General features: G+C 38.1%; 18 protein-coding genes. 12 read left to right on the forward strand and 6 right to left on the reverse strand.

All coding sequences use genetic code 11. The annotated features are described in order from the left end of the window. Positions 1 to 11: 11 nt before the first annotated feature. Entirely contained in the window at positions 12 to 905 is an 894-nt protein-coding gene (locus AC0IWE_RS21545) for a LysR family transcriptional regulator (RefSeq protein WP_471794672.1), read from the reverse strand. 76 nt (positions 906 to 981) lie between these two features. On the opposite strand from AC0IWE_RS21545, the gene hutH reads away from it, so the two are divergent. Both hutH and AC0IWE_RS21555 read left to right on the forward strand, forming a co-directional pair. After that, complete coding sequence (gene hutH, locus AC0IWE_RS21550; RefSeq protein WP_471794673.1) at positions 982 to 2,517, forward strand: histidine ammonia-lyase; 1,536 nt, start codon at positions 982 to 984, stop codon at positions 2,515 to 2,517. A gap of 20 nt (positions 2,518 to 2,537) precedes the next feature. Beyond that, positions 2,538 to 4,544, forward strand: a complete 2,007-nt coding sequence (locus AC0IWE_RS21555) for a urocanate hydratase (RefSeq protein ID WP_471794674.1) — start codon at positions 2,538 to 2,540, stop codon at positions 4,542 to 4,544. A 185-nt stretch (positions 4,545 to 4,729) separates the two neighbouring features. Here the strand turns inward: AC0IWE_RS21555 and AC0IWE_RS21560 are convergent, their stop codons facing one another. Together AC0IWE_RS21560 and AC0IWE_RS21565 are read right to left on the reverse strand one after the other, a co-directional pair. Next, on the reverse strand, positions 4,730 to 7,225 hold the full coding sequence (locus tag AC0IWE_RS21560) for a PAS domain S-box protein (RefSeq protein ID WP_471794675.1): 2,496 nt from the start codon (positions 7,223 to 7,225) through the stop codon (positions 4,730 to 4,732). Between the two features lie 83 nt (positions 7,226 to 7,308). Further along, positions 7,309 to 8,211, reverse strand: a complete 903-nt coding sequence (locus AC0IWE_RS21565) for a LysR family transcriptional regulator (protein ID WP_471794676.1) — start codon at positions 8,209 to 8,211, stop codon at positions 7,309 to 7,311. Positions 8,212 to 8,386: 175 nt separating this feature from the next. Here AC0IWE_RS21565 and AC0IWE_RS21570 point away from each other — a divergent pair, with 175 nt between their 5' ends. Both AC0IWE_RS21570 and AC0IWE_RS21575 read left to right on the forward strand, forming a co-directional pair. Further along, entirely contained in the window at positions 8,387 to 8,941 is a 555-nt protein-coding gene (locus AC0IWE_RS21570) for an NAD(P)H-dependent oxidoreductase (RefSeq protein ID WP_471794677.1), read from the forward strand. Then, positions 8,913 to 9,197, forward strand: coding sequence for a putative quinol monooxygenase (locus tag AC0IWE_RS21575; protein ID WP_471794678.1), 285 nt, complete (start codon positions 8,913 to 8,915; stop codon positions 9,195 to 9,197). Before AC0IWE_RS21570 ends, AC0IWE_RS21575 begins: the two co-directional genes overlap by 29 nt. Here the strand turns inward: AC0IWE_RS21575 and AC0IWE_RS21580 are convergent, their stop codons facing one another. Both AC0IWE_RS21580 and AC0IWE_RS21585 read right to left on the reverse strand, forming a co-directional pair. Then, positions 9,198 to 10,049 carry an EamA family transporter gene (locus AC0IWE_RS21580; RefSeq protein WP_055909407.1) on the reverse strand — a complete coding sequence of 284 codons (852 nt, stop codon included), beginning with the start codon at positions 10,047 to 10,049 and terminating at the stop codon, positions 9,198 to 9,200. A 114-nt stretch (positions 10,050 to 10,163) separates the two neighbouring features. Further along, positions 10,164 to 10,511: a hypothetical protein gene (locus tag AC0IWE_RS21585; protein WP_055909404.1), complete on the reverse strand. Its 348-nt coding sequence runs from the start codon at positions 10,509 to 10,511 to the stop codon at positions 10,164 to 10,166. 120 nt (positions 10,512 to 10,631) lie between these two features. On the opposite strand from AC0IWE_RS21585, the gene AC0IWE_RS21590 reads away from it, so the two are divergent. Next, positions 10,632 to 11,162, forward strand: coding sequence for a superoxide dismutase family protein (locus tag AC0IWE_RS21590; protein WP_235526075.1), 531 nt, complete (start codon positions 10,632 to 10,634; stop codon positions 11,160 to 11,162). Positions 11,163 to 11,281: 119 nt separating this feature from the next. Then, positions 11,282 to 11,815, forward strand: coding sequence for an ExbD/TolR family protein (locus AC0IWE_RS21595; RefSeq protein ID WP_471794679.1), 534 nt, complete (start codon positions 11,282 to 11,284; stop codon positions 11,813 to 11,815). A gap of 170 nt (positions 11,816 to 11,985) precedes the next feature. Here the strand turns inward: AC0IWE_RS21595 and metK are convergent, their stop codons facing one another. Next, positions 11,986 to 13,236, reverse strand: coding sequence for a methionine adenosyltransferase (metK, locus tag AC0IWE_RS21600; protein ID WP_471794680.1), 1,251 nt, complete (start codon positions 13,234 to 13,236; stop codon positions 11,986 to 11,988). Between the two features lie 223 nt (positions 13,237 to 13,459). Between metK and AC0IWE_RS21605 the strand changes: the two genes are divergently transcribed. The 6 genes from AC0IWE_RS21605 (at position 13,460) to hisS (ending at position 19,159) form a co-directional block, all read left to right on the forward strand. After that, complete coding sequence (locus AC0IWE_RS21605) at positions 13,460 to 14,341, forward strand: diacylglycerol/lipid kinase family protein (RefSeq protein ID WP_471794681.1); 882 nt, start codon at positions 13,460 to 13,462, stop codon at positions 14,339 to 14,341. A 183-nt stretch (positions 14,342 to 14,524) separates the two neighbouring features. After that, entirely contained in the window at positions 14,525 to 14,875 is a 351-nt protein-coding gene (locus AC0IWE_RS21610) for a translation initiation factor (protein WP_471794682.1), read from the forward strand. 293 nt (positions 14,876 to 15,168) lie between these two features. Continuing rightward, on the forward strand, positions 15,169 to 16,527 hold the full coding sequence (locus AC0IWE_RS21615) for a histidine kinase (RefSeq protein ID WP_471794683.1): 1,359 nt from the start codon (positions 15,169 to 15,171) through the stop codon (positions 16,525 to 16,527). Next, on the forward strand, positions 16,439 to 16,759 hold the full coding sequence (locus tag AC0IWE_RS21620; RefSeq protein ID WP_471794684.1) for an ATP-binding protein: 321 nt from the start codon (positions 16,439 to 16,441) through the stop codon (positions 16,757 to 16,759). The genes AC0IWE_RS21615 and AC0IWE_RS21620 overlap by 89 nt, the downstream gene beginning before the upstream one ends. Before the next feature lies 1 nt (position 16,760). Next, positions 16,761 to 17,504, forward strand: a complete 744-nt coding sequence (locus tag AC0IWE_RS21625; protein ID WP_471794685.1) for a LytR/AlgR family response regulator transcription factor — start codon at positions 16,761 to 16,763, stop codon at positions 17,502 to 17,504. 260 nt (positions 17,505 to 17,764) lie between these two features. Continuing rightward, a complete protein-coding gene (hisS, locus tag AC0IWE_RS21630; RefSeq protein ID WP_471794686.1) occupies positions 17,765 to 19,159 on the forward strand; it encodes a histidine--tRNA ligase in 1,395 nt (464 codons plus the stop codon). The last annotated feature ends 544 nt before the right edge of the window (positions 19,160 to 19,703 follow it).

Genomic DNA, 19,703 nt, shown 5'->3' on the forward strand with positions numbered 1-19,703 from the left:
ACTACTATAACTTAAACCTTATCCTCTAACAACAATTTAATCACATTTTTTAATGCCGGGTTCCGGTTAGATTCTTTCCAGATCATATACAGTTCTGTTCTTTGTGGGATATGTTTAAGTTCTACAAACTTCACATTTTCCTGATAGCCATATTGCAGCGCAGTAGGCACAATGGCGATGCCCAAACCTTCTTCTACCAGTTTGTAAATAGTGAGCGCATTAACAGATTTGTGGTAGGTTTTGGGTTTAAGTCCATGATCTTCGCAAATGCTCATCATTAAATCATAATAAAACGGACTGTCATCACTTGAAAAAAAAATAAAAGGTTCGTTACCCAATTTTTTTACCGCTTCAAAACTTGCCTTTTTCATGGGGTGGCTTTTGGGTAATACCAGCGAAAAAGTATCCTGATGGATCATGTGTTTCGAAATGCCCGGTTTAAACTGTTGCATCCGCACAAAACCCACATCGAGCATGTCTTTTTCCAATAATTCCACCTGTAATTTATTGGGCATTTCATCTAGATTAGTTCTTATTTCGGGGAAGTCTTTATTTAGCTTAAAAATAACTTCGGGCACAATTTTTTGTGCCGCCGAGCCTAAAAAACCAATTCGGAGTTCACCCTGCTTGCCCTCATTAATATTGCTGACCTGTTTTTTAATGTTTTCGAGATGGCTGAACAAAAAATCAACCTCGTTTTTAAGGTATATACCAGCTTCTGTAAGTTCCACTTTTTTCTTATTGCGATCGAACAGTGGTGCGTTAAAAATTTCCTCCATCTGTTTAATCTGCCTGCTTAGGCCAGGTTGAGAAATAAAAAGGCGATCGGCAGCTTTTCTAAACTTCAATTCCTCTGCCAAAACCTGGAAATATTTTAAATGTCTAAGTTCGATTTGATAACCCATGGTTATTACATGATGATGTAATTGGTATTTATAGGTATCAAATATAGGGCTTATTTTTGTTTAAAACCTTTCCTGCATGAGCGAGCAACAGATATTTAATTACGGAACAGATCATTTAACGGCAAAATTGGCTTTGGCCATATGCAATGGAGAAATTAAGGGCGTTTTAAGTGAAACTACACGTTCTAAAGTGCTTAAAAGTAGCAAAGTTGTGGAGCGGATTGCTGTTTCAGATAAGGCAGTTTATGGCATCAATACAGGTTTTGGTCCATTATGTACCTCCATGATTTCGGCTGCGGATACCCGTAAATTACAAGAAAATATTCTAAAAAGCCATGCAGTTGGTGTTGGCGAACCGATTGATGTTGAAATATCGAAACTGATGCTGGTTTTAAAATTACAGGCCTTAGCGCAGGGTTACTCAGGCATTAGGGTGGAAACGCTCGATCGGATGATCTGGTTTTTAGAAACTGGCGCCACACCATTGGTGCCCAAGCAAGGTTCGGTTGGTGCCTCTGGCGATCTTGCTCCATTATCACACCTGTTTTTACCTTTGATAGGCTTAGGCCAAGTTCATTATAGAGATGAAATTATTGCTACAGTTGATCTTTTAAAAGAACATGGGTTACAGGCTTTGCAATTGGGCCCTAAAGAGGGTCTTGCTTTAATTAATGGTACGCAGTTTATTGCAGCCCATGCCGTTAAAGTGGTGCAACGGTTAGAAAATGTGCTTGCCTCGGCAGATATTATTTCGGCTATGATGATTGAAGGCCTGCAAGGATCAGAAAAACCTTTTCATGCTCAACTTCATCAGTTAAGGCCTTATCCGGCAAATGTTACGGTAGCAGCGCAGATACGGAAGTTTTTGCAGGGTTCAGAAATTATGCAATCGCATGCCGGTTGCGCCAAAGTACAGGATCCCTATTCGTTAAGGTGTATTCCACAGGTGCATGGTGCTTCCCGGACGGCATGGATGCATTTAAAAGAAGCGTTGGAAATCGAACTCAATTCTGTAACCGATAACCCCGTTATATTTAATGATGATTTAACCATCAGCGGAGGAAACTTTCATGGTCAGCCGCTCGCCTTGCCGTTAGATTATGCCTGCTTAGCGGCCTCAGAAATCGGAAACATCAGCGATCGGCGAATTTACCTCTCTCTAGAAGGAAATACGCCTGGCGTGCCGAAATTATTGATGAAAGAAACTGGTTTGAATTCTGGTTTTATGATTGTTCAATATACCTCAGCAGCATTGGCAAGTGAAAATAAAGGACTTTGTTTCCCGGCCAGTGCCGATAGTATTCCAACTTCACTCGGCCAGGAAGACCATGTGAGCATGGGTTCCATTAGCGGGCGTAAAGCCTTACAGGTAATCGAAAATGTAGAAAAAATATTGGGTATCGAATTGTTTTGTGCTGCACAAGCTATAGACTACCATCAACCATTAAAACCTGGTAAAATACTCGCTGCGGTACATGATTTTGTGCGGACTGAAATTGACCATTTTGAAGAAGATCAGATTATGTACAATCGAATGGAAAATGCTATCGAAATGGTAAAAAAAGGCAAAATTGTAGCTGTTGCCAATGCATTAGAATCTTCATTGAAATAACAATTTAAAATTGCGAAAATATGGATTTTAAAGCACAGATACTGGCAGGAATTCCTTCAACATTGCCTCCCCACAAAAAAAGGAATGAAACACTTAGCCATGCACCAGTGAGAAGAGCTGTTTTAAATGCAGACGGAAAAAAACTCAGCATTAAAAATGCATTGCGCTATTTTCCTGAAATGTGGCACAAAGAACTTGCTTATGAATTTTTAAATGAACTGGAAAACTACGGACATATTTACATGTACCGTTTTATGCCCGATTATGATATTTATGCAAGGCCAATAACAGAATATCCTTGTTGCACGCCACATGCTGCTGCAATTATGCTTATGATTCAGAATAACCTCGATCCGGCAATTGCGCAGCACCCCGAAGAGCTAATAACCTATGGCGGTAATGGGAGTGTTTTTCAGAATTGGGCGCAGTATCTTTTAACCATGCAATACCTGGCTACAATGACCGATCAGCAAACGCTGAACATTTATAGCGGCCATCCACAAGGATTATTTCCATCAAGCACTGCTGCGCCCCGTGTAGTGGTTACCAATGGCATGATGGTGCCAAATTATTCAACACCCGCCGACCTTGAAAAATTTAATGCCTTAGGGGTAACTCAATACGGACAAATGACCGCAGGATCTTACATGTATATTGGGCCTCAGGGCATTGTTCATGGTACGGCAATCACCTTAATGAATGCTTTTCGAAAGAAAGGTTTTTACGGAGGAAATGTAGCAGGCAAAATCTTTTTAACGGCTGGTTTGGGTGGCATGAGCGGTGCACAAACCAAAGCTGGCAACATTGTGGGTTGTATTACAGTATGTGCGGAAGTAAATCCAAAAGCGGCAGCAAAAAGGCATCAGCAAGGCTGGGTAAATGAGCTTATTGATAATTTAGCTGAACTGGTGCAAAGGGTACGGATTGCTCAGGAAAAAGGAGAAAATATATCGCTGGCTTATATCGGTAATGTAGTAGAGGTATGGGAACAATTTGATGAAGAAAATATTGAGATAACGATTGGTTCAGACCAAACCTCACTACATAATCCTTATTCTGGCGGATATTACCCGGTAGGTTTAAGTTTTGAAGAAGCAAATGTAATGATGGCAAATGCCCCGGAAGAATTTAAATTGTATGTTCAGAATTCGTTAAAAAGGCAAGCTACAAGCATTAATAAACACCATACCAAAGGAACTTATTTTTTTGATTATGGAAATGCTTTTCTGTTGGAATGCAGTAGGGCAGGTGCCGATGTAATGGCCCTAAATGGGATTGATTTTAAGTATCCATCCTATGTAGAAGATATTTTAGGCCCTTTATGTTTCGATTATGGTTTTGGCCCTTTTAGGTGGGTTTGTGCCTCGGGTGATGAAAAAGATCTCGACTTAACCGATCGCCTAGCGAAAGAAGTAATGGAAGAAATTAAGCTGAATGCGCCGCAAGAAATACAGCAGCAGTTACAAGACAATATCGACTGGATTGTTGCGGCAAAAGAAAACAGATTGGTGGTAGGCTCAAAAGCCCGGATTTTATATGCAGATGCTGAGGGAAGGGCCAAGATTGCGCTTAAGTTTAATGAAGCGATCAATACAGGGCAATTGTCGGCTCAGGTTATTTTAGGCAGAGACCATCACGACGTAAGCGGAACGGATTCTCCTTTTAGAGAAACAAGCAACATTTATGATGGAAGCAGGTTTACAGCCGATATGGCCATTCATAATGTTATTGGCGATAGTTTCAGGGGGGCAACCTGGGTATCAATCCACAATGGAGGCGGCGTAGGCTGGGGAGAAGTTATAAACGGTGGTTTTGGAATGGTGCTTGATGGAAGCGAACAAGCCGCTGAAAAATTGAAGAATATGCTTTTTTATGATGTAAATAATGGCATTGCCAGAAGAAGTTGGGCACGTAATAAAGAAGCCCGCTTTGCTATTGAACGAGAAATGGAGCGGACGGACACTTTAAAAATTACGCTGCCAAATTTGGTTGATGATGCCCTGTTGGATGGTTTAAAGATAGATTAGGGCTCAGCGAAGTTAAACTAAAAACTTACCTTCATGGCCAGCTTGAATGGGTAATGTGCTAAAAGAATAAATACAGAAATAATCATTAAAATTCCGCCTGCGCAAGAATGACTGTTTTTCTCTAAAAAACTTAGCGAACTTTGTGAAAAACGTTGTGTGCTTTGCGGTAAAAACCACAACAAAATTTAACTCAAAGGTAAAGTGAAATGAAAAACAGAGCCCTTTCCTTCTTCACTTTCTGCCCATATCCGGCCACCATGTCTTTCTATAATTTCGGCACTTAAATATAGCCCTATACCAAATCCAGAAATGGTATGGTTGCCCTTAACCCGATAATAACGTTCGAAAAGTTTATCTATGTCTGCTTGATTTATCCCTATACCTTCATCTTTGATCTGGATTTCGACCTCCTTATCGTGCAATTTACAGTTTACTTCGATGCGCGTTCCATTATCCGAATATTTTAAGCCGTTACTGATCAGGTTCGAAATTACGTTGCCAATTTTATCCCGATCGGCATTAATACTTACATTACAGGTGGGGTGCAATATAATTTCGTGTGATGACTGCGAGATATAAGTTTCTTCAATGGTTTCTTTCAATAACTGATCTAAGCTAAAATCTGTTTTTTCGATTAACAGTTTTCCAGATTCCAGGCGGGATACGTTTAAAAAACCATTAATCATGGTCGTCATTTTACGGATCTGGCTATGGGCCTTGTCTAAAGCAATGATTTCATAATTATCTTCGTCTTTCTTAGCCTTGCGCTGCAACACCTGCACAAAACCGTTAATGGCTGTTAAAGGTGTTTTTAATTCATGACTCACCATTCCAATGAAATCATTTTTACGAAGTTCGTCCAGTTTCTGCTCAGTAATATCAATAAAAAGACCTGAGTATTCTATCGCATTGCCATGCTGATCTTCGAAAACCCTTCCGGTAGACCTAACCCATTTATCTTCACCGGTAACTAAATTTTTTATTGGGTATTCGGTATCACTTGATGAATGGTTTTTTAATGCATTGCTTAAAGCAGTATTCAACATATCATGATAATCCGGGTTAATTACACTCATGATTGTTTCCATTTTAGCAGGCTCGTTCATCGGTAAGCCAAGTAAGTTTTTTACAAAGCCCGATAGGGTAACTTCTAATGTTTTAGGGTCTATACTCCAGGTGCCCATTCTACCTGTATCTATAGCCTGAAGTAATTTTTCTTCACTATCTGCTAATTTTTTGGTGTATTGAATCAGGTCTTCATGTGTTTGCGCAAGCTCCTCATTGGTTGTGGCCAACTCCTCATTTGCTGCTGCCATTTCCATGTTAATGTCCTGAAGCTCTTCCTGGTAGAGTTTTCTCTCGGTAATATCCGGACTAACCGATGCTATGGCGATTATTTGGTCGGTTTTATCATTCTTAATGGTGAAACCATTCCATTCAATCCAAAAAGGGTTGCCTGTTTTTTCATTCCAGAAGCGGATTTCCTGTCTGAAATTAATATTTTCCAAAATACCAGGTAAAAGTTTTTCTGCGGCAGGTCTGTCTGCAGGGAAAACACAATCCAAAATGGTTCTATTGGCAAAATTTGTCCAGCCTAATTTTATTAAAGCCACAGCATTTAAATATTGTATGTACATGTCTAAGCCAGACAATGCAATAAATTCGGAACTGGCTTCGATGAGTTTATTTAAATTAAGGCGTTCTATTTCGATGAGTTTTCTTTCGGTAATATCAACACACGAACTAATGTAACCAGCGAATGATCCATCAGCATGAAAGCGGGGAGGGCCGCTCGCCAACAGCCATCGGTAATCGCCTTTTTTGGTCAAAATTCTAAATTCACCTGAAAATGGTTTTTTGTCCGATAATGCAGTAAGGTAAATATTTAAATAGTTATCGCGGTCTTCCGGATGGATCAGATCTGCCCAGCCAAAATTAAGGAGATCATTCATCGATCGGCCGGTTAATGTTGTCCAGGGCTTGTTAAAATAAACGGCACTTCCATTTTCATCGCCAACAGCAATAAAAATATCGGTTCCCTCGGCCATTGTTTTAAAACGTTTTTCACTTTCCGAAAGTTGGTTAAAACGTTCAACCACTCTTAGTTCAAGTTCATTGTTTAAAACATGCAAACTTTCTTGTGTTTGCTGCAGTTCCTCATTAGTAGATACCAGCTCTTCATTGGTGGCAGCAAGTTCTTCTACTGTGGCGGCAAGTTCTTCATTAAGGGCCTGTTCGCGTTCTAAGGCTTCCGCTTTTTCGTTTTCTCTTTCTATAGCTTCTTTCTTAAGTACACGTTCGGTTACATCAATTGCGGTATGTAAAATGCAGATGATTTTACCTTCATCGTTTTTTATTGCGCGGTACTCAAAATCAAAATAAAAGGTTTTCAGCTCACCATCAATTACAATGTCGGCAGCAGTATCTTTTCCGGCAATAACAAGGCCTTCCAACCATACTTTCTTAAACATATCAATAAAAGGCTGCCCTTTTAATTCAGGCAGGGCATCTTCAAGCGATTTTCCGATCACACTTCTATCTTTCCCCCAAATTCTAAGCATCGCATCATTTGCCGCCTGGATAACGGCATCTTCACCAACATGAACTGCAGTTGCGGTATGCGTTAAATTAAAGACTGCTATTAATTGATCGTTACTTAGGAGATGACTGGATTGATTCATTATAAAATTTTATCGGGATGACCTAAAATAAATATTTTATCTAAGTTTCAAATAATAAAAGGATTAACCAACATCATTTCAAACTATATACTAACCATAACCTCCTTAAAAAGTTTTTTAATTATATGGATTTCTGATGCATATTGGGTGTTTTTCCTACAACCAAAGTATAATGTATTGGTCAGTTTTGATGTGCCTTCCCATATTACTTTTACCTTTCCATCTTCCACTTCTTTTTTACAAAGGAAATCGGGAATAATGGCCAGGCCTTTTCCACCAGATAAACAGCGCACAATTGAGTTAAGGTTCGGAACAATATAATTTGGCCTGAAATCGGCATGTTTGCCAAAATTAAGTTGCCAAAAACGTAAAAGATGTTCCATATCACCTGCGGTACCATACCACTTTTGTTGTTTTAGCCAGGCTTCCATCCCTGGTAAATCTTTCTTTTTAACCAAGGCGTTAAAAGTGCCACTGTCTGTTTCTGTGCCACCTACCAAAACAATGGTTTCTGATGAAAATGCCTCGTGCGCAATATTGGGCGAATTTCCTTTTTGCGGTGTAATAATTAAGTCTAAAATACCTTTATCCAACTGATCGAGCATTTCAGGATAATCTCCAAAACGGATAATCACATTAAAAGGCAAGGTAGAAATATATTGTTCGAGTGTAATCTGAAAAGTTTCAAAACACATGCCCACACTAATGGTTGGCGTATGTTTTTCGGTGCTTTTTTGAAAATGTTTTTCAGCATCCTCAAGCTTTGCCAGCGGTTCTACTATAAAATTATACAATACTTTACCTTTTTCTGTCGGGATCATTTTTCTTCCTGTACGCTCAAAAAGTTTGTAGCCAACGTAACTTTCCAAAGAACTTAAATGCAAGCTTACGCCCGGTTGCGAAATAAACAGGTTTTCTGCTGCACCAGTTAAAGTTCCGGTTTTATAAATCGCTTTAAAACTTCTGTACCATTCTAAATTAACCATGCTTAAGTATTATATTTCTGATACAAAGATATGAATTAACTTATTTTAATAATACTTGGGCAGGGCATAATTTTGTGGTATCAAAAATAGAAATACGAAATGACAAAAATATTCATCATTAACGGAGGCCAAAAGTTTGGGCACTCGGGAGGAAGATTTAACGAAACGATAGCCGATGCAACGGCCGATTTTCTTTTCATCAGCAGATGGTTTTGAGGTGAAAACAACCAATATTAACCATGATTATAACCCAAAAGAAGAAGTAGAGAAATATGTTTGGGCCGATGTGATTATTTACCATACGCCAATTTGGTGGTTCCAGTTACCGCATGGCTTTAAAAAATATATAGATGTAGTGTTCACCCAAGGGCATAAAAATGGAATTTACATAAGCGATGGCCGCAAGGCAGATAACCCAACCAGAAATTACGGAACCGGTGGCATGTTGCACGGGCGCAAATATATGGTAACCTCATCATGGAATGCACCTAAAGAAGCTTTTACAATACCTGGAGAATTTTTTATGCAAACCAGTATAGATGATGGTGTGTTATTCGGTTTTCATAGAATGAATGCTTTTACCGGGATGGAAAGGATAAACGGAATCCACTTTCATGACGTAGAAAAAAATGTGGATATTATAGGCGCATTAAAATTACACCAAGAACATTTAACTAAAAATTTTTTAAACACAGCAATATATGAGCATTTATCTAACAGCAATAGTTAAGAGCAAAGAAACAACAACAGCAGCTTTAAAAGCTGTTTTATTGGATATGGTGGCTAATTCTCGTAAAGAGGAAGCATGTATCCAATACGATTTGCATGAATCTGTAAGTGATCGTACTTTCATCTTTCAGGAAGAATGGAAAGATCAGTTGGGTTTGGATGCGCACAATAAGCAACCTTACATTTTAAGCTTTGTTGAACAGGCTGCAACGCTTACAGATGATATTGTGATTTACAAAACCGAAAAACTGGCTTAGTTACAATTTTGCACGTTTGGCTGTTAAAGATGAGCCGGCAGAAGCAATTACCACAAATGCAACAGCAAAACATTCTGTTAAAGATAGGTATTCGTGCAGAAAAACCAATGCCGCCAGTGAAGCCATGGCAGGTTCAAGACTCATTAAAATACTGAAAGTCCGGGCAGGAAGCTGCTTAAGGGCTCTCATTTCTAAGGTAAATGGAATGGCACTTGATAGTAGAGCAAGTGCTGCTCCTAAACCTATTAATTTAGGGTTTAATGTACCAAATCCGCCACCAAAAATACCAAATGGCAGTATCACTATTGTGGCAAATAACATCCCGATGGCCACGGCATCGCCACCCTTCATAATTTTCGAAATTCTACCGCCAAGTATAATATAAGCAGCCCAAAAAACACCAGCTAAAAGAGCAAGTAACACGCCACCAACATTTAGGCCAGTGCTTGTCCACGGGGCAATTAATGCAATACCCGCAGCGGCCAGTAATACCCATAAAAAATCGACAGGTTTTTTAGAGCCAAAAATGGCCAGCCCCAGTGGGCCAACAAATTCTAAAGTTACGCCTAAACCGATTGGTATGCGGGCAATGGCCATGTAAAATACCATATTCATTACGCCCAAACAAACGCCGTAAAGAATTACATATTTCCATTGTTTGGCATTAAGTTTAAATAGGTTTGGCCTAAAAGCGATGAATAAAATTACGGCAGATAATCCGATCCGTAGTGATGCTGTAGCTGCAGCCCCGATTTGTGGAAAAAGCCCTTTTGCAATTGCCGCGCCGCACTGCACACTGATGATAGACAGTAAAACAGCGGGTATTGGAGGAATATTAATTTTGCTTTTCATCAGGGGGCTCGTAAATGAGGCGCAAAATTACGGAAATATACCTTCCCAATTTTTTTTAAATAAAAAAGGGAGAATCAGATTACGCCGATTCTCCCCAATATTAAATGTTAGCTTTTAAGCAAACAATTCCTGCTCATCTCTATTTTCCGTCGGAATCTTTTTTAAGAAATCGTCGAAAGATGGACCGTCATTGTCCGAATAGATTCCATAGGCATCTAATATATATCCAATATTCTTGTCCTGATCTTCCACAAGATAAAGTACAGAATTATCTGCCGGATCCGAATCTCCTTCAAAGCGGTAAGTTTTAACAATAGTTAAATCTTCAGGGCGGTAAATTTTACCTAATGATTTACTTTGCATCTTACCATGATCAGAAATTTTTAGTTCATTATCTTTTCCTTTCAGCCTCAATTTCTCTAAAATTTGACTCAAAGTGTTCATTGCAACTGGGCGTTCCATAGTTATACGATTTTATATTGAGTAAACAAGTCGTATTGGAAATGGTTTTGGCACTTGCTCTTTTTAAAGCAAACCAAATGATTGTCAATCTGTTTGTTATGTGAACTAAATTTTGAAATAATGAAAAAATATCTTTTAAGCTTAGCCATTGCAGGTGTTGCGTTTGTAAGTGCCTGTACAAAAACCGACAAAGAAATTGCCCAAGCCACATTAACCGAAACAGCCGACAATAGTAAAACCATTGGAACGGCAAAGTTTTACGAATTGAGCGATGGAAAAATTAAAATGGATATTGAAATGAATTTTGCTGCACGGGCCGACAGTAATGTTGCTGTGCATTTTCACGAACATGGCGATTGCGGCAATATGGGCGAAAATACCCACGGCCATTGGAACCCTACCAAAGAAGCGCATGGAAAATGGGGATCTGGTGCTTACCATAGTGGCGATATTGGCAACATTAAGTTAGACGGTAAAGGCCATGCCACACTTTCGGTAACTACCGATAGATGGAATATTAAAGATGGCGATGTTAAAAACATAATTGGCCGCGGTATTATTGTGCATGGTGGCACCGATGATTATACTACACAGCCTACAGGTAATTCAGGCCCAAGAGTAGGTTGCGGGGTAATTGAGGCGGTGAAGTAATGTATCATCTTCATCGTTCCTCTTCGGAATGAGGATTTTTGTTTAGCGGTTAAATTTTTAACCGCTTTTTTTATGCAATTTCATCTGGCTTGTCATCATCATTAAAAAACCTAAATATTATGGCAACGCTAAACGAATCTCAAAGCGGCAAGGCTGCAAAAGGAAGAACCAAAAAATCTGCACCAAGGGTAGATCTTACTGCAATGGTAGATCTGATGTTTTTATTAACCACGTTTTTTATGCTCACCACTTCTTTGGGCTCTTTAAATGCAGCAGATATCGCCAAGCCGGATAAAACCAATGTTGGTTTGGTCGTTAATTACCCCGAATCGCGCACCATGACGATCTTGTTGGGAAAAAATAACAAGACCGTTTGTTACATGGGTACCATCGAAAAGGCAAATATGAAAGTTATACCAGTGGCTGATATTCAAAAAGGAATCATGGCAAATGAACAGTTGGTTGCCCAAACCCATCAACACAATCCAGCCAAATATATAATCGTTATTATTAAGCCGAGCAAAACCGCAAGATTCCAGAATTTTGTAGATGTAATTGATGAAATGAAAATTGCCAATATCAAATCTTATGCGATAGATGATGATCATATTGCTGAAAAAGAAATGGCATTTATGAAGCTAAATAATCTTTAAAATAAGTTGAATTTTATTTCGAACAACTTCAAATCTGGCTTTCAAAAAAAAGGTTAGCCAACTTACAAAGTTCAAACAGGCCCACGGCACAAGCAAACTTCGCAAGTTTAACGCAATAAAAAAGGCGTTTTGCATAATACAAAACGCCTTTTCATATAAAATTATAAGAATTAAATACCAAAAGCAGTTTTAACCTGATCTACGTAATCTAATTTCTCCCAGGTAAACAGATCAACAGTAACTGTTTTTTCCTCACCATTTGGGGTTCTAAAAGTTTTGCTCACTGTTTCAGGCGTACGGCCCATGTGCCCGTAAGCAGCAGTTTCGCTATAAATTGGATTTCTTAATTTTAAACGTTGCTCAATAAAGTAAGGGCGCATATCAAAAATCGATTCTACAATTTTAGCAATTTCTCCATCTGTTTTACCCACTTTGCCCGTTCCATAAGTATTGATGTAAATACCCATTGGTTTTGCAACACCAATAGCATACGATACCTGAACAAGAATTTCATCAGCAACACCAGCTGCCACCAGGTTTTTAGCGATATGGCGTGTAGCATATGCAGCACTTCTATCTACTTTACTTGGATCTTTACCCGAAAATGCGCCACCACCATGTGCACCTTTACCACCATAAGTATCAACAATAATTTTTCTTCCGGTTAAACCAGTATCACCATGCGGACCGCCAATTACAAATTTACCGGTCGGGTTAATGTGGTACTCGATTTTATCATTAAATAAGTGTGCGTAAGCAGGGTTATTTTTGATAATTCTAGGAATAAGGATGTTTACCAGATCAGTTTTGATTTTAGCCAACATTGCCGTTTCTTCATCAAAATCATCGTGCTGTGTAGAAATTACAATGGCATCAATGCGAACTGGTTTATTGTTATCATCATATTCTAAAGTTACCTGGCTTTTTGCATCCGGACGTAAATATGTGATTTCATTATTTTCGCGGCGCAAAACAGCCAGTTCCTGTAATAATTTATGAGAAAGGTTTAATGCCAAAGGCATATAATCTTCAGTTTCGTTGGTGGCATAACCAAACATCATACCCTGATCGCCAGCACCTTGTTCTTCTTTATTCGATCTATCTACACCCTGGTTAATGTCTTGAGATTGCTCGTGTATTGCAGATAATATTCCGCAAGAGTTGGCCTCAAACATATATTCACTTTTGGTGTAACCGATTTTCTTAATTACATCACGCGCAATCTGTTGTACATCTAAATAAGTTTTAGATTTTACCTCACCAGCTAAAATAACCTGACCAGTAGTAACCAAAGTTTCGCAGGCAACCTTTGATTCCGGATCGAAAGCTAAAAAATTATCAATTAACGCATCCGAAATTTGATCGGCGATTTTATCTGGGTGACCTTCAGAAACAGATTCTGATGTAAATAAATATGACATTTATTAAATATTTAATGATAAATAAACAAATTTAAGATTGCCAAACCCCTTGTAAACAGGTTTTTAAAGTATTGAAAGGAGGTATTAGCAATTTTTTTAAGTGGTTGCAATCCGGTCCCGAAGTATCGGGATAGCAAATCAATCCACTTTTTACTGTCGCAAAATTAGCATATTTTCTTTATTTCAAAAATTATAGATTATTTTGTGCACTCATTCTTACACTTTGCACACAAAGATCAATATCCTCTTTATCATAAACCCTATCTCTGGTGGGAGAGGGAAATTACGTATTCCCGATTTTATTGATAAATATCTGGATAAAGAAAAGTTTAGCCCGAATTTCGTTTTTAGCGAATACGTTGGCCATGCCGGCGAACTTGCTGATGAAGCAGCAACCAAAAATTTCGATGTAATTATTGCTGCGGGTGGGGATGGAACAATAAACGAAGTGGCCACAAAAGTTTTAAAGCATGATAAAACTTTAGGCATTCTGCCACTGGGATCAGGCAATGGCCTGGCCAGGTTTTTAAATATTTCGAAAAATTTGAAGTATGCCCTTTCCATCATCAATAATTTTAAAATAGATGAAATTGATACTGCAGAGTTTAACCAGAAATGCTTTTTTAATTTGGCAGGAATGGGATTCGATGCACATTTAAGTGCTGTTTTTTCGAGAGATAAAAAACGCGGGTTATCGGGTTATGTAAAGCTGGGTTTTAAAGAAGTTTTTAACTATAAAGCACAAACTTACCTGTTAAATATCGATGGTGTTGAATATTCAAGAAAAGCTTTTGCCATTAGCATTGCTAATTCCTCTCAATACGGAAACGATGTTTTTATTTCGCCTAATGCATCAGTAAAAGATGGTTTGCTTGATGTTTGTATTATTAAACCTTTTCCGATAATAAAATTGCCAGTTTTGGGTTATGTAATGTTAAGGGGCAAGGCCGAAACATCAGACATGATTGAAATTATTAAAGGAAAAAATATTAAAATTATTAGGGAAGAAGCAGGCGCGGTGCATGTAGATGGCGAACCTTTACAAATGGGTACAGAGATAGAAGCAATGATAAAGCCGCTTTCGTTGAAAGTGATTGTGCCTTGAGTTTAGCGTAAGGCGTGTAGCGTTTGGAGCCGATTTGGCGAATAAACGATCAACTATGGACTATCGGCTAATGAACAAAGAATCGGTTTGGAGTTTTGGAGTCGATTAACCGATTTAAGGAGTTAACCGATTAACCAACATACGATGAACCAATTGCCAGTAAACCAATGAATTTTATAAAACATGAAACCAAAGAAAAATAGTTTAAGTGATCTTGGCGGAATTATGTATTCTACCAATCCTGAATTCGAATACGAAGAAGAAGTTGATGATACCGTTACCTCGCCAAACAATCAGCAGGATTTAAGGGTAATGCTCGATAAAAAAAACAGGGGAGGTAAGGCAGTAACATTAATTACAGGTTTCAGGGGTAAATCAGAAGATTTAGATGTTTTAGGCAAAATGCTAAAAACAAAATGTGGTGTAGGCGGCTCCGTTAAAGATGGCGAAATCATGATCCAGGGCGATGTACGCGATAAAGTAATAGGTATCCTTCAGAAAGATGGCTATAAAGTAAAAAAAGCTGGAGGGTAATAAGGCGATATTATCTCCAGCTAACCGACATTTCGAGCGAAGTGCAGCGCAGCCGAGAAATCTATCTAACATAGGTCTCTCTCCCGAACGTTCGGGACTACGCTTCAGTCGAGATGACGATTTTTCTTTTCAACCCAGTCAATGGTAGTGAAATACATCTCTTCGAAAAATATAATTCCTCTCAAATCTAAATCCTTTCTCAACGCTCACTTTTAAAAGTTTATTCATGCCGCATCCTGTTTTAAGGTTTCTTAAGCAAATTTTTTACAAGATGTTTATGGAAAATTAAACGCATGAAAAAATTAATTCTTTCCCTTTCTTTATTGCTTTTTGCTTTAGTGGCGAATGCACAGAAAAATAAATATCTGGTTGATGAATATGGTAATACTAAACATTATTCTATCGCTAAAAAATATTCAAAATGCAATTTATTTCTATTGGTTGATAGTGGCACAAAAAAAGTTTCAACATTTGAATATCTGCCTAACTTTCCTTTAGGGAATGTAGTTTTATTAAAAGGCGCAACATCAATTGAGCTTGAAAGCCGGATCCAGAAAGACAGTTTGAGTTTTTACAGGTATTCAATTATAGAGAATGATTCTGTAATACTTAAAAAGGATGCAATCCCAACTAAAATAAAATATAAATGGGGCGAGGGGAGTATGCTTCCAAATTATGTAGCTATAGATTTAGGCGCGTTTAATGTAGTGAATAAGAAAATAGAAGTTCAAATTTTCAGAACTGATAGTGAAAAAAAAATCACAGCAGTAATCATATACAACAAGCAAATTTTACCGCCAAGATTGCTATCATTCAAGTTGTTGGAAAAAAAATTAACGCGGGATATCGAAAAAAATTCTAGGTTTATTGTAGCAGAAAAAGTTAAAGGTTTAAGGGTTGCAATGAAAAGTACAGATTTTAACATGCTTTATTCTGTAATGGTAGAAAACATTGATGCTCATTCTTCTGCTTTGCTTGAACCTAAATGGAAATTGATTCAAGGTACTGATTTGGTAATTGGGGATATTGATGTTAAGGATTTTTCGAAGCCCGGTAGATACAAAGTTTCCGTCTATCCCAAAACTCATAGTTATTATTTTTTTAAAGACAATACATTGGCTAAAGAATTTCCTTTTACAGTAGAGGAACCAAAAGAAAATTTTTTCACATCCAAAGACCTATGGAGAAGTGCCATAATTGGTGGGTTTTGTGCATCTATTGCGGTTCTAATCCTTAATAACCGAAAAAAAAAAGCAGCCAAGTTACTTGGTCAGAAATCTCAGGAAAAAGAAATTGCGAAACTCCGGTTAGAATCTGTTCGTTCGCAATTAAACCCTCATTTTTTATTTAATGCACTTGCAGGTATTCAAAACCTGATGAACAAAAATGAAATCGATAATGCCAATCGCTACCTTATTAAATTTGCACGACTAACACGGAATGTGTTAGATCATAAAGAGCTCATCAGTTTAACTTCTGAGAAGACCTTGCTCGACGATTATTTGCAGATGGAGCAACTGCGCTTTGGTTTTCAATACCAGATTAGTGCTTCACCTGATTTAGATGTGGAGAATATCGAAATTCCGGCTATGCCTCTTACAGCCCTTTGTAGAAAATGCCGTAAAACATGGTATTGCCGAAAAGGGAAATGATGGTAGGATCGAAATTAATTTTATTAAAAAATTCACAGATCTTATATTGAGTGTAAAAGATAATGGCAGCGGTTTCGATGTTGCAAAAGATTATACGGGTTTGGGCTTGGCATTAACCAAGAACAGAATATCTTTACTAAATTCGATTTATAAGGAAACCCCATTTTTGCTGGATGTGAAAGCAAATAATGAAGGAACAATAATTAAAATCACACTAAGCCAATGGTTATAAGATGCGGGCAATTTTAGTAGACGATGAAGCAGCCAATTTAGAAAATTTAAAGATTTTATTGGGTAAACATTGTTCGGATATTAAAGTAGTAGCCAGTGCGAGCAATGTACAAGATGCTTTTTACCAGATTAATCTCCATCATCCCGATCTGCTTTTTTTAGACATACAGATGGGTAAAACAACTGGTTTCGATTTATTAAACCAACTTAATGAGAAAACTTTTGAAGTTGTTTTTGTAACCGCCTACGATAATTATGGTATTCAGGCTGTAAAATTCGCAGCTTTAGATTACCTGCTTAAGCCAGTAGATGCTGAGGAGTTGAAAGCCGCTGTTGCAAAGGCCGAAATCAGGATCAAAAACAAAATACATGGCGAGCAGCTCAATTTTTTACTGAGTCAGATCAAAAAAAATGAACCAGGTATTCCGAAAATTGCCTTACCACAGCAGCATGAAATCCGTTATGTTCCTGTTGATGATATAGTGCGTTGTGTGGCCGATAATACTTACACTTTTTTCTTTTTAAGCAATGGCGATAAAATCCTGATTTCGAAACCACTGAAAGAATACTCCGATCTGCTAAAACCGCACGGTTTTGTGCGGGCACACCAAAGCCATTTGGTTAACCCAAAATTTGTAAAAAGCTGGTTAAAAGAAGATGGCGGAACGCTTTTAATGAATAATGGCGATAAAATACCAGTTTCTAAACCAAACAGGGAAATGGTAAAAGAAGTGTTAGGGAAATGACTTTTCAAACCTCGCAGGTTTTCAAAACCTGCGAGGTCTCATAAGCAAAGTTCGCGTTAGGGATTGTAAGGGTTCAGTGCCGATCCTTCATCGGTACCGGAAGCGAAGCGAAGCCCTGAAAAAGCCCGCCCCTTGCGTAGCTTGGGTAACGCCCAAATCAGTTAACATTGGCAGTTTACAATTAGCATCTGCAAGTTTATTTAATATTACATTTAAAAACCTGCAAGGATTAAACCTTACATTTTTGTACTTTTGCGGCTATGTCAGTTATTAAACCCTCATTAGCTAAAGGTACCCGCGATTTTACTCCGGTTGAAATGGTAAAACGCAATTTTATTTATGATACCATTAAAACGGTTTTCAGGAAATATGGTTACGCAGAAATCCAGACCCCAAGCTTCGAAAATCTGTCTACTTTAACCGGTAAGTATGGTGACGAAGGCGATAAACTGATTTTTAAAATTTTAAATAGCGGCGAGTATCTTAAAGATCCTAAAAAAAAATCTTTCGATTTCGCTGAAGATGACAATAGCAATAAGCTAATCTCCTTAATCTCTGAAAAAGCCCTGCGTTACGATTTAACTGTGCCTTTTGCACGCTATGTAGTAATGCACCAGCACGAAATTACATTACCTTTTAAACGTTTCCAGGTGCAACCCGTATGGCGGGCCGATCGACCGCAAAAAGGCCGTTATCGCGAGTTTTATCAATGCGATGTAGATGTAGTAGGATCTGAAAGTTTGCTGAACGAAGCCGAATTTATTTTAATCTACAATGAAGCTTTGAACAAATTGGGACTAAAAGATTTTACAATAAAAATTAACAACCGGAAAATTTTATCTGGCATTGCTGAAATTATTGGCAAACCAGATTTAATTATCGATATGACTGTTGCCATTGATAAACTGGATAAAATCGGTTTGGATGGAGTAAGTAAAGAACTTATTGAGCGTGGTTTTACTGAAACTGATTTAGAAAAACTCCGTCCGGTAATTTTACTGGAAGGCCGTAACGAAGAAAAAATAGCCAGTTTAAAAGATGTATTGGCAGAATCTGAAACAGGTTTAAAAGGTATAGCAGAAATTGAGCAGGTTTTTGAATATGTAGAAAGTCTGATTTCTTATGGCTTGCCACTAACCGCTAAATTGGAACTCGATATTACATTGGCTCGGGGCTTAAACTATTATACCGGCTGTATTTTCGAGGTTAAAACCAACGAAGTAGCCATGGGCAGTATTGGCGGTGGCGGTAGATACGATGATTTAACAGGAATGTTTGGGTTAAAAGATTTAACCGGAGTTGGTGTTTCTTTCGGGGCCGACCGCATTTACGATGTATTGGAAGAACTGAACCTTTTCCCTGCCACTACAGAAGTTGGCACAAAAGTATTGATTAGCAACTTTGATGCAGAAGCTGAAAAATATGCTTTGCCAATTGTTCAACAATTAAGAAATGCAGGTATTTCTGCCGAATTGTACCCAAGTGCAGCGAAATTGAAAAAACAGATGGCTTATGCTGATGCGAAAAAAATCCCTTATGTGATATTAATCGGAGGAGATGAAATTGCCAGTGGCGAACTTACCCTAAAAGACATGCAAAGTGGTGAGCAGAAAAAACTGACTGTTTTAGGTATTCTGGAGTTGCTAAAAGATTAATTAACCACAGAGAACATGGAGTTCTCATAGAGAACATAGAGGTTAATAACTATCCTACCTGGAAATTAACTCAGTGTTTTCTGTGCCTTACCTCTGTTCCCTCGGTGGTTAAAACTGACTGTTTTAGGTGGTTTTAAAGTTGGCTAAATGATCAATTAACTACAGAGAACATAGAGTTTAATAACTATTCCATCTGTAAATTAACTCACTGTTATCTGTGCCTTACCTCTGTTCCCTCGGTGGTAAAAACTGACTGTTTTAGGTGGTTTTAGTTGGCTAAATGATCAATTAACCACAGAGATCATCGAGTTCTCACAGAGAATATAGAGGTTAATAGCTATTCCATCTGGAAATTAACTCAGTGTTTTCTGTGCCTTACCTCTGTTCCCTCGGTGGTAAAAACTGACTGTTTTAGGTGCTTTAAAGTTGGCTAAAAGATTAATTAACCACAGAGATCATCGAGTTCTCACAGAGAATATAGAGGTTGATAATTATTCCATCTGTAAATTAACTCAGTGTTTTCTGTGCCTTACCTTTGTTCCCT

It is taken from the genome of Pedobacter sp. AC402, assembly GCF_979252805.1.

Bases quoted from the DNA above. Each gene is read 5' to 3' on its own strand.
- hisS (WP_471794686.1), top strand. From the start codon at position 17,765: ATGTCAGTTATTAAACCCTCATTAGCTAAAGGTACCCGCGATTTTACT.
- hutH (WP_471794673.1), top strand. From the start codon at position 982: ATGAGCGAGCAACAGATATTTAATTACGGAACAGATCATTTAACGGCA.
- AC0IWE_RS21615 (WP_471794683.1), top strand. From the start codon at position 15,169: ATGAAAAAATTAATTCTTTCCCTTTCTTTATTGCTTTTTGCTTTAGTG.
- AC0IWE_RS21590 (WP_235526075.1), top strand. From the start codon at position 10,632: ATGAAAAAATATCTTTTAAGCTTAGCCATTGCAGGTGTTGCGTTTGTA.
- AC0IWE_RS21545 (WP_471794672.1), bottom strand. From the start codon at position 905: ATGGGTTATCAAATCGAACTTAGACATTTAAAATATTTCCAGGTTTTG.
- AC0IWE_RS21625 (WP_471794685.1), top strand. From the start codon at position 16,761: ATGCGGGCAATTTTAGTAGACGATGAAGCAGCCAATTTAGAAAATTTA.
- AC0IWE_RS21620 (WP_471794684.1), top strand. From the start codon at position 16,439: ATGTGGAGAATATCGAAATTCCGGCTATGCCTCTTACAGCCCTTTGTA.
- AC0IWE_RS21570 (WP_471794677.1), top strand. From the start codon at position 8,387: ATGCAACGGCCGATTTTCTTTTCATCAGCAGATGGTTTTGAGGTGAAA.
- metK (WP_471794680.1), bottom strand. From the start codon at position 13,236: ATGTCATATTTATTTACATCAGAATCTGTTTCTGAAGGTCACCCAGAT.
- AC0IWE_RS21595 (WP_471794679.1), top strand. From the start codon at position 11,282: ATGGCAACGCTAAACGAATCTCAAAGCGGCAAGGCTGCAAAAGGAAGA.
- AC0IWE_RS21575 (WP_471794678.1), top strand. From the start codon at position 8,913: ATGAGCATTTATCTAACAGCAATAGTTAAGAGCAAAGAAACAACAACA.
- AC0IWE_RS21580 (WP_055909407.1), bottom strand. From the start codon at position 10,049: ATGAAAAGCAAAATTAATATTCCTCCAATACCCGCTGTTTTACTGTCT.
- AC0IWE_RS21565 (WP_471794676.1), bottom strand. From the start codon at position 8,211: ATGGTTAATTTAGAATGGTACAGAAGTTTTAAAGCGATTTATAAAACC.
- AC0IWE_RS21560 (WP_471794675.1), bottom strand. From the start codon at position 7,225: ATGAATCAATCCAGTCATCTCCTAAGTAACGATCAATTAATAGCAGTC.
- AC0IWE_RS21555 (WP_471794674.1), top strand. From the start codon at position 2,538: ATGGATTTTAAAGCACAGATACTGGCAGGAATTCCTTCAACATTGCCT.
- AC0IWE_RS21610 (WP_471794682.1), top strand. From the start codon at position 14,525: ATGAAACCAAAGAAAAATAGTTTAAGTGATCTTGGCGGAATTATGTAT.
- AC0IWE_RS21585 (WP_055909404.1), bottom strand. From the start codon at position 10,511: ATGGAACGCCCAGTTGCAATGAACACTTTGAGTCAAATTTTAGAGAAA.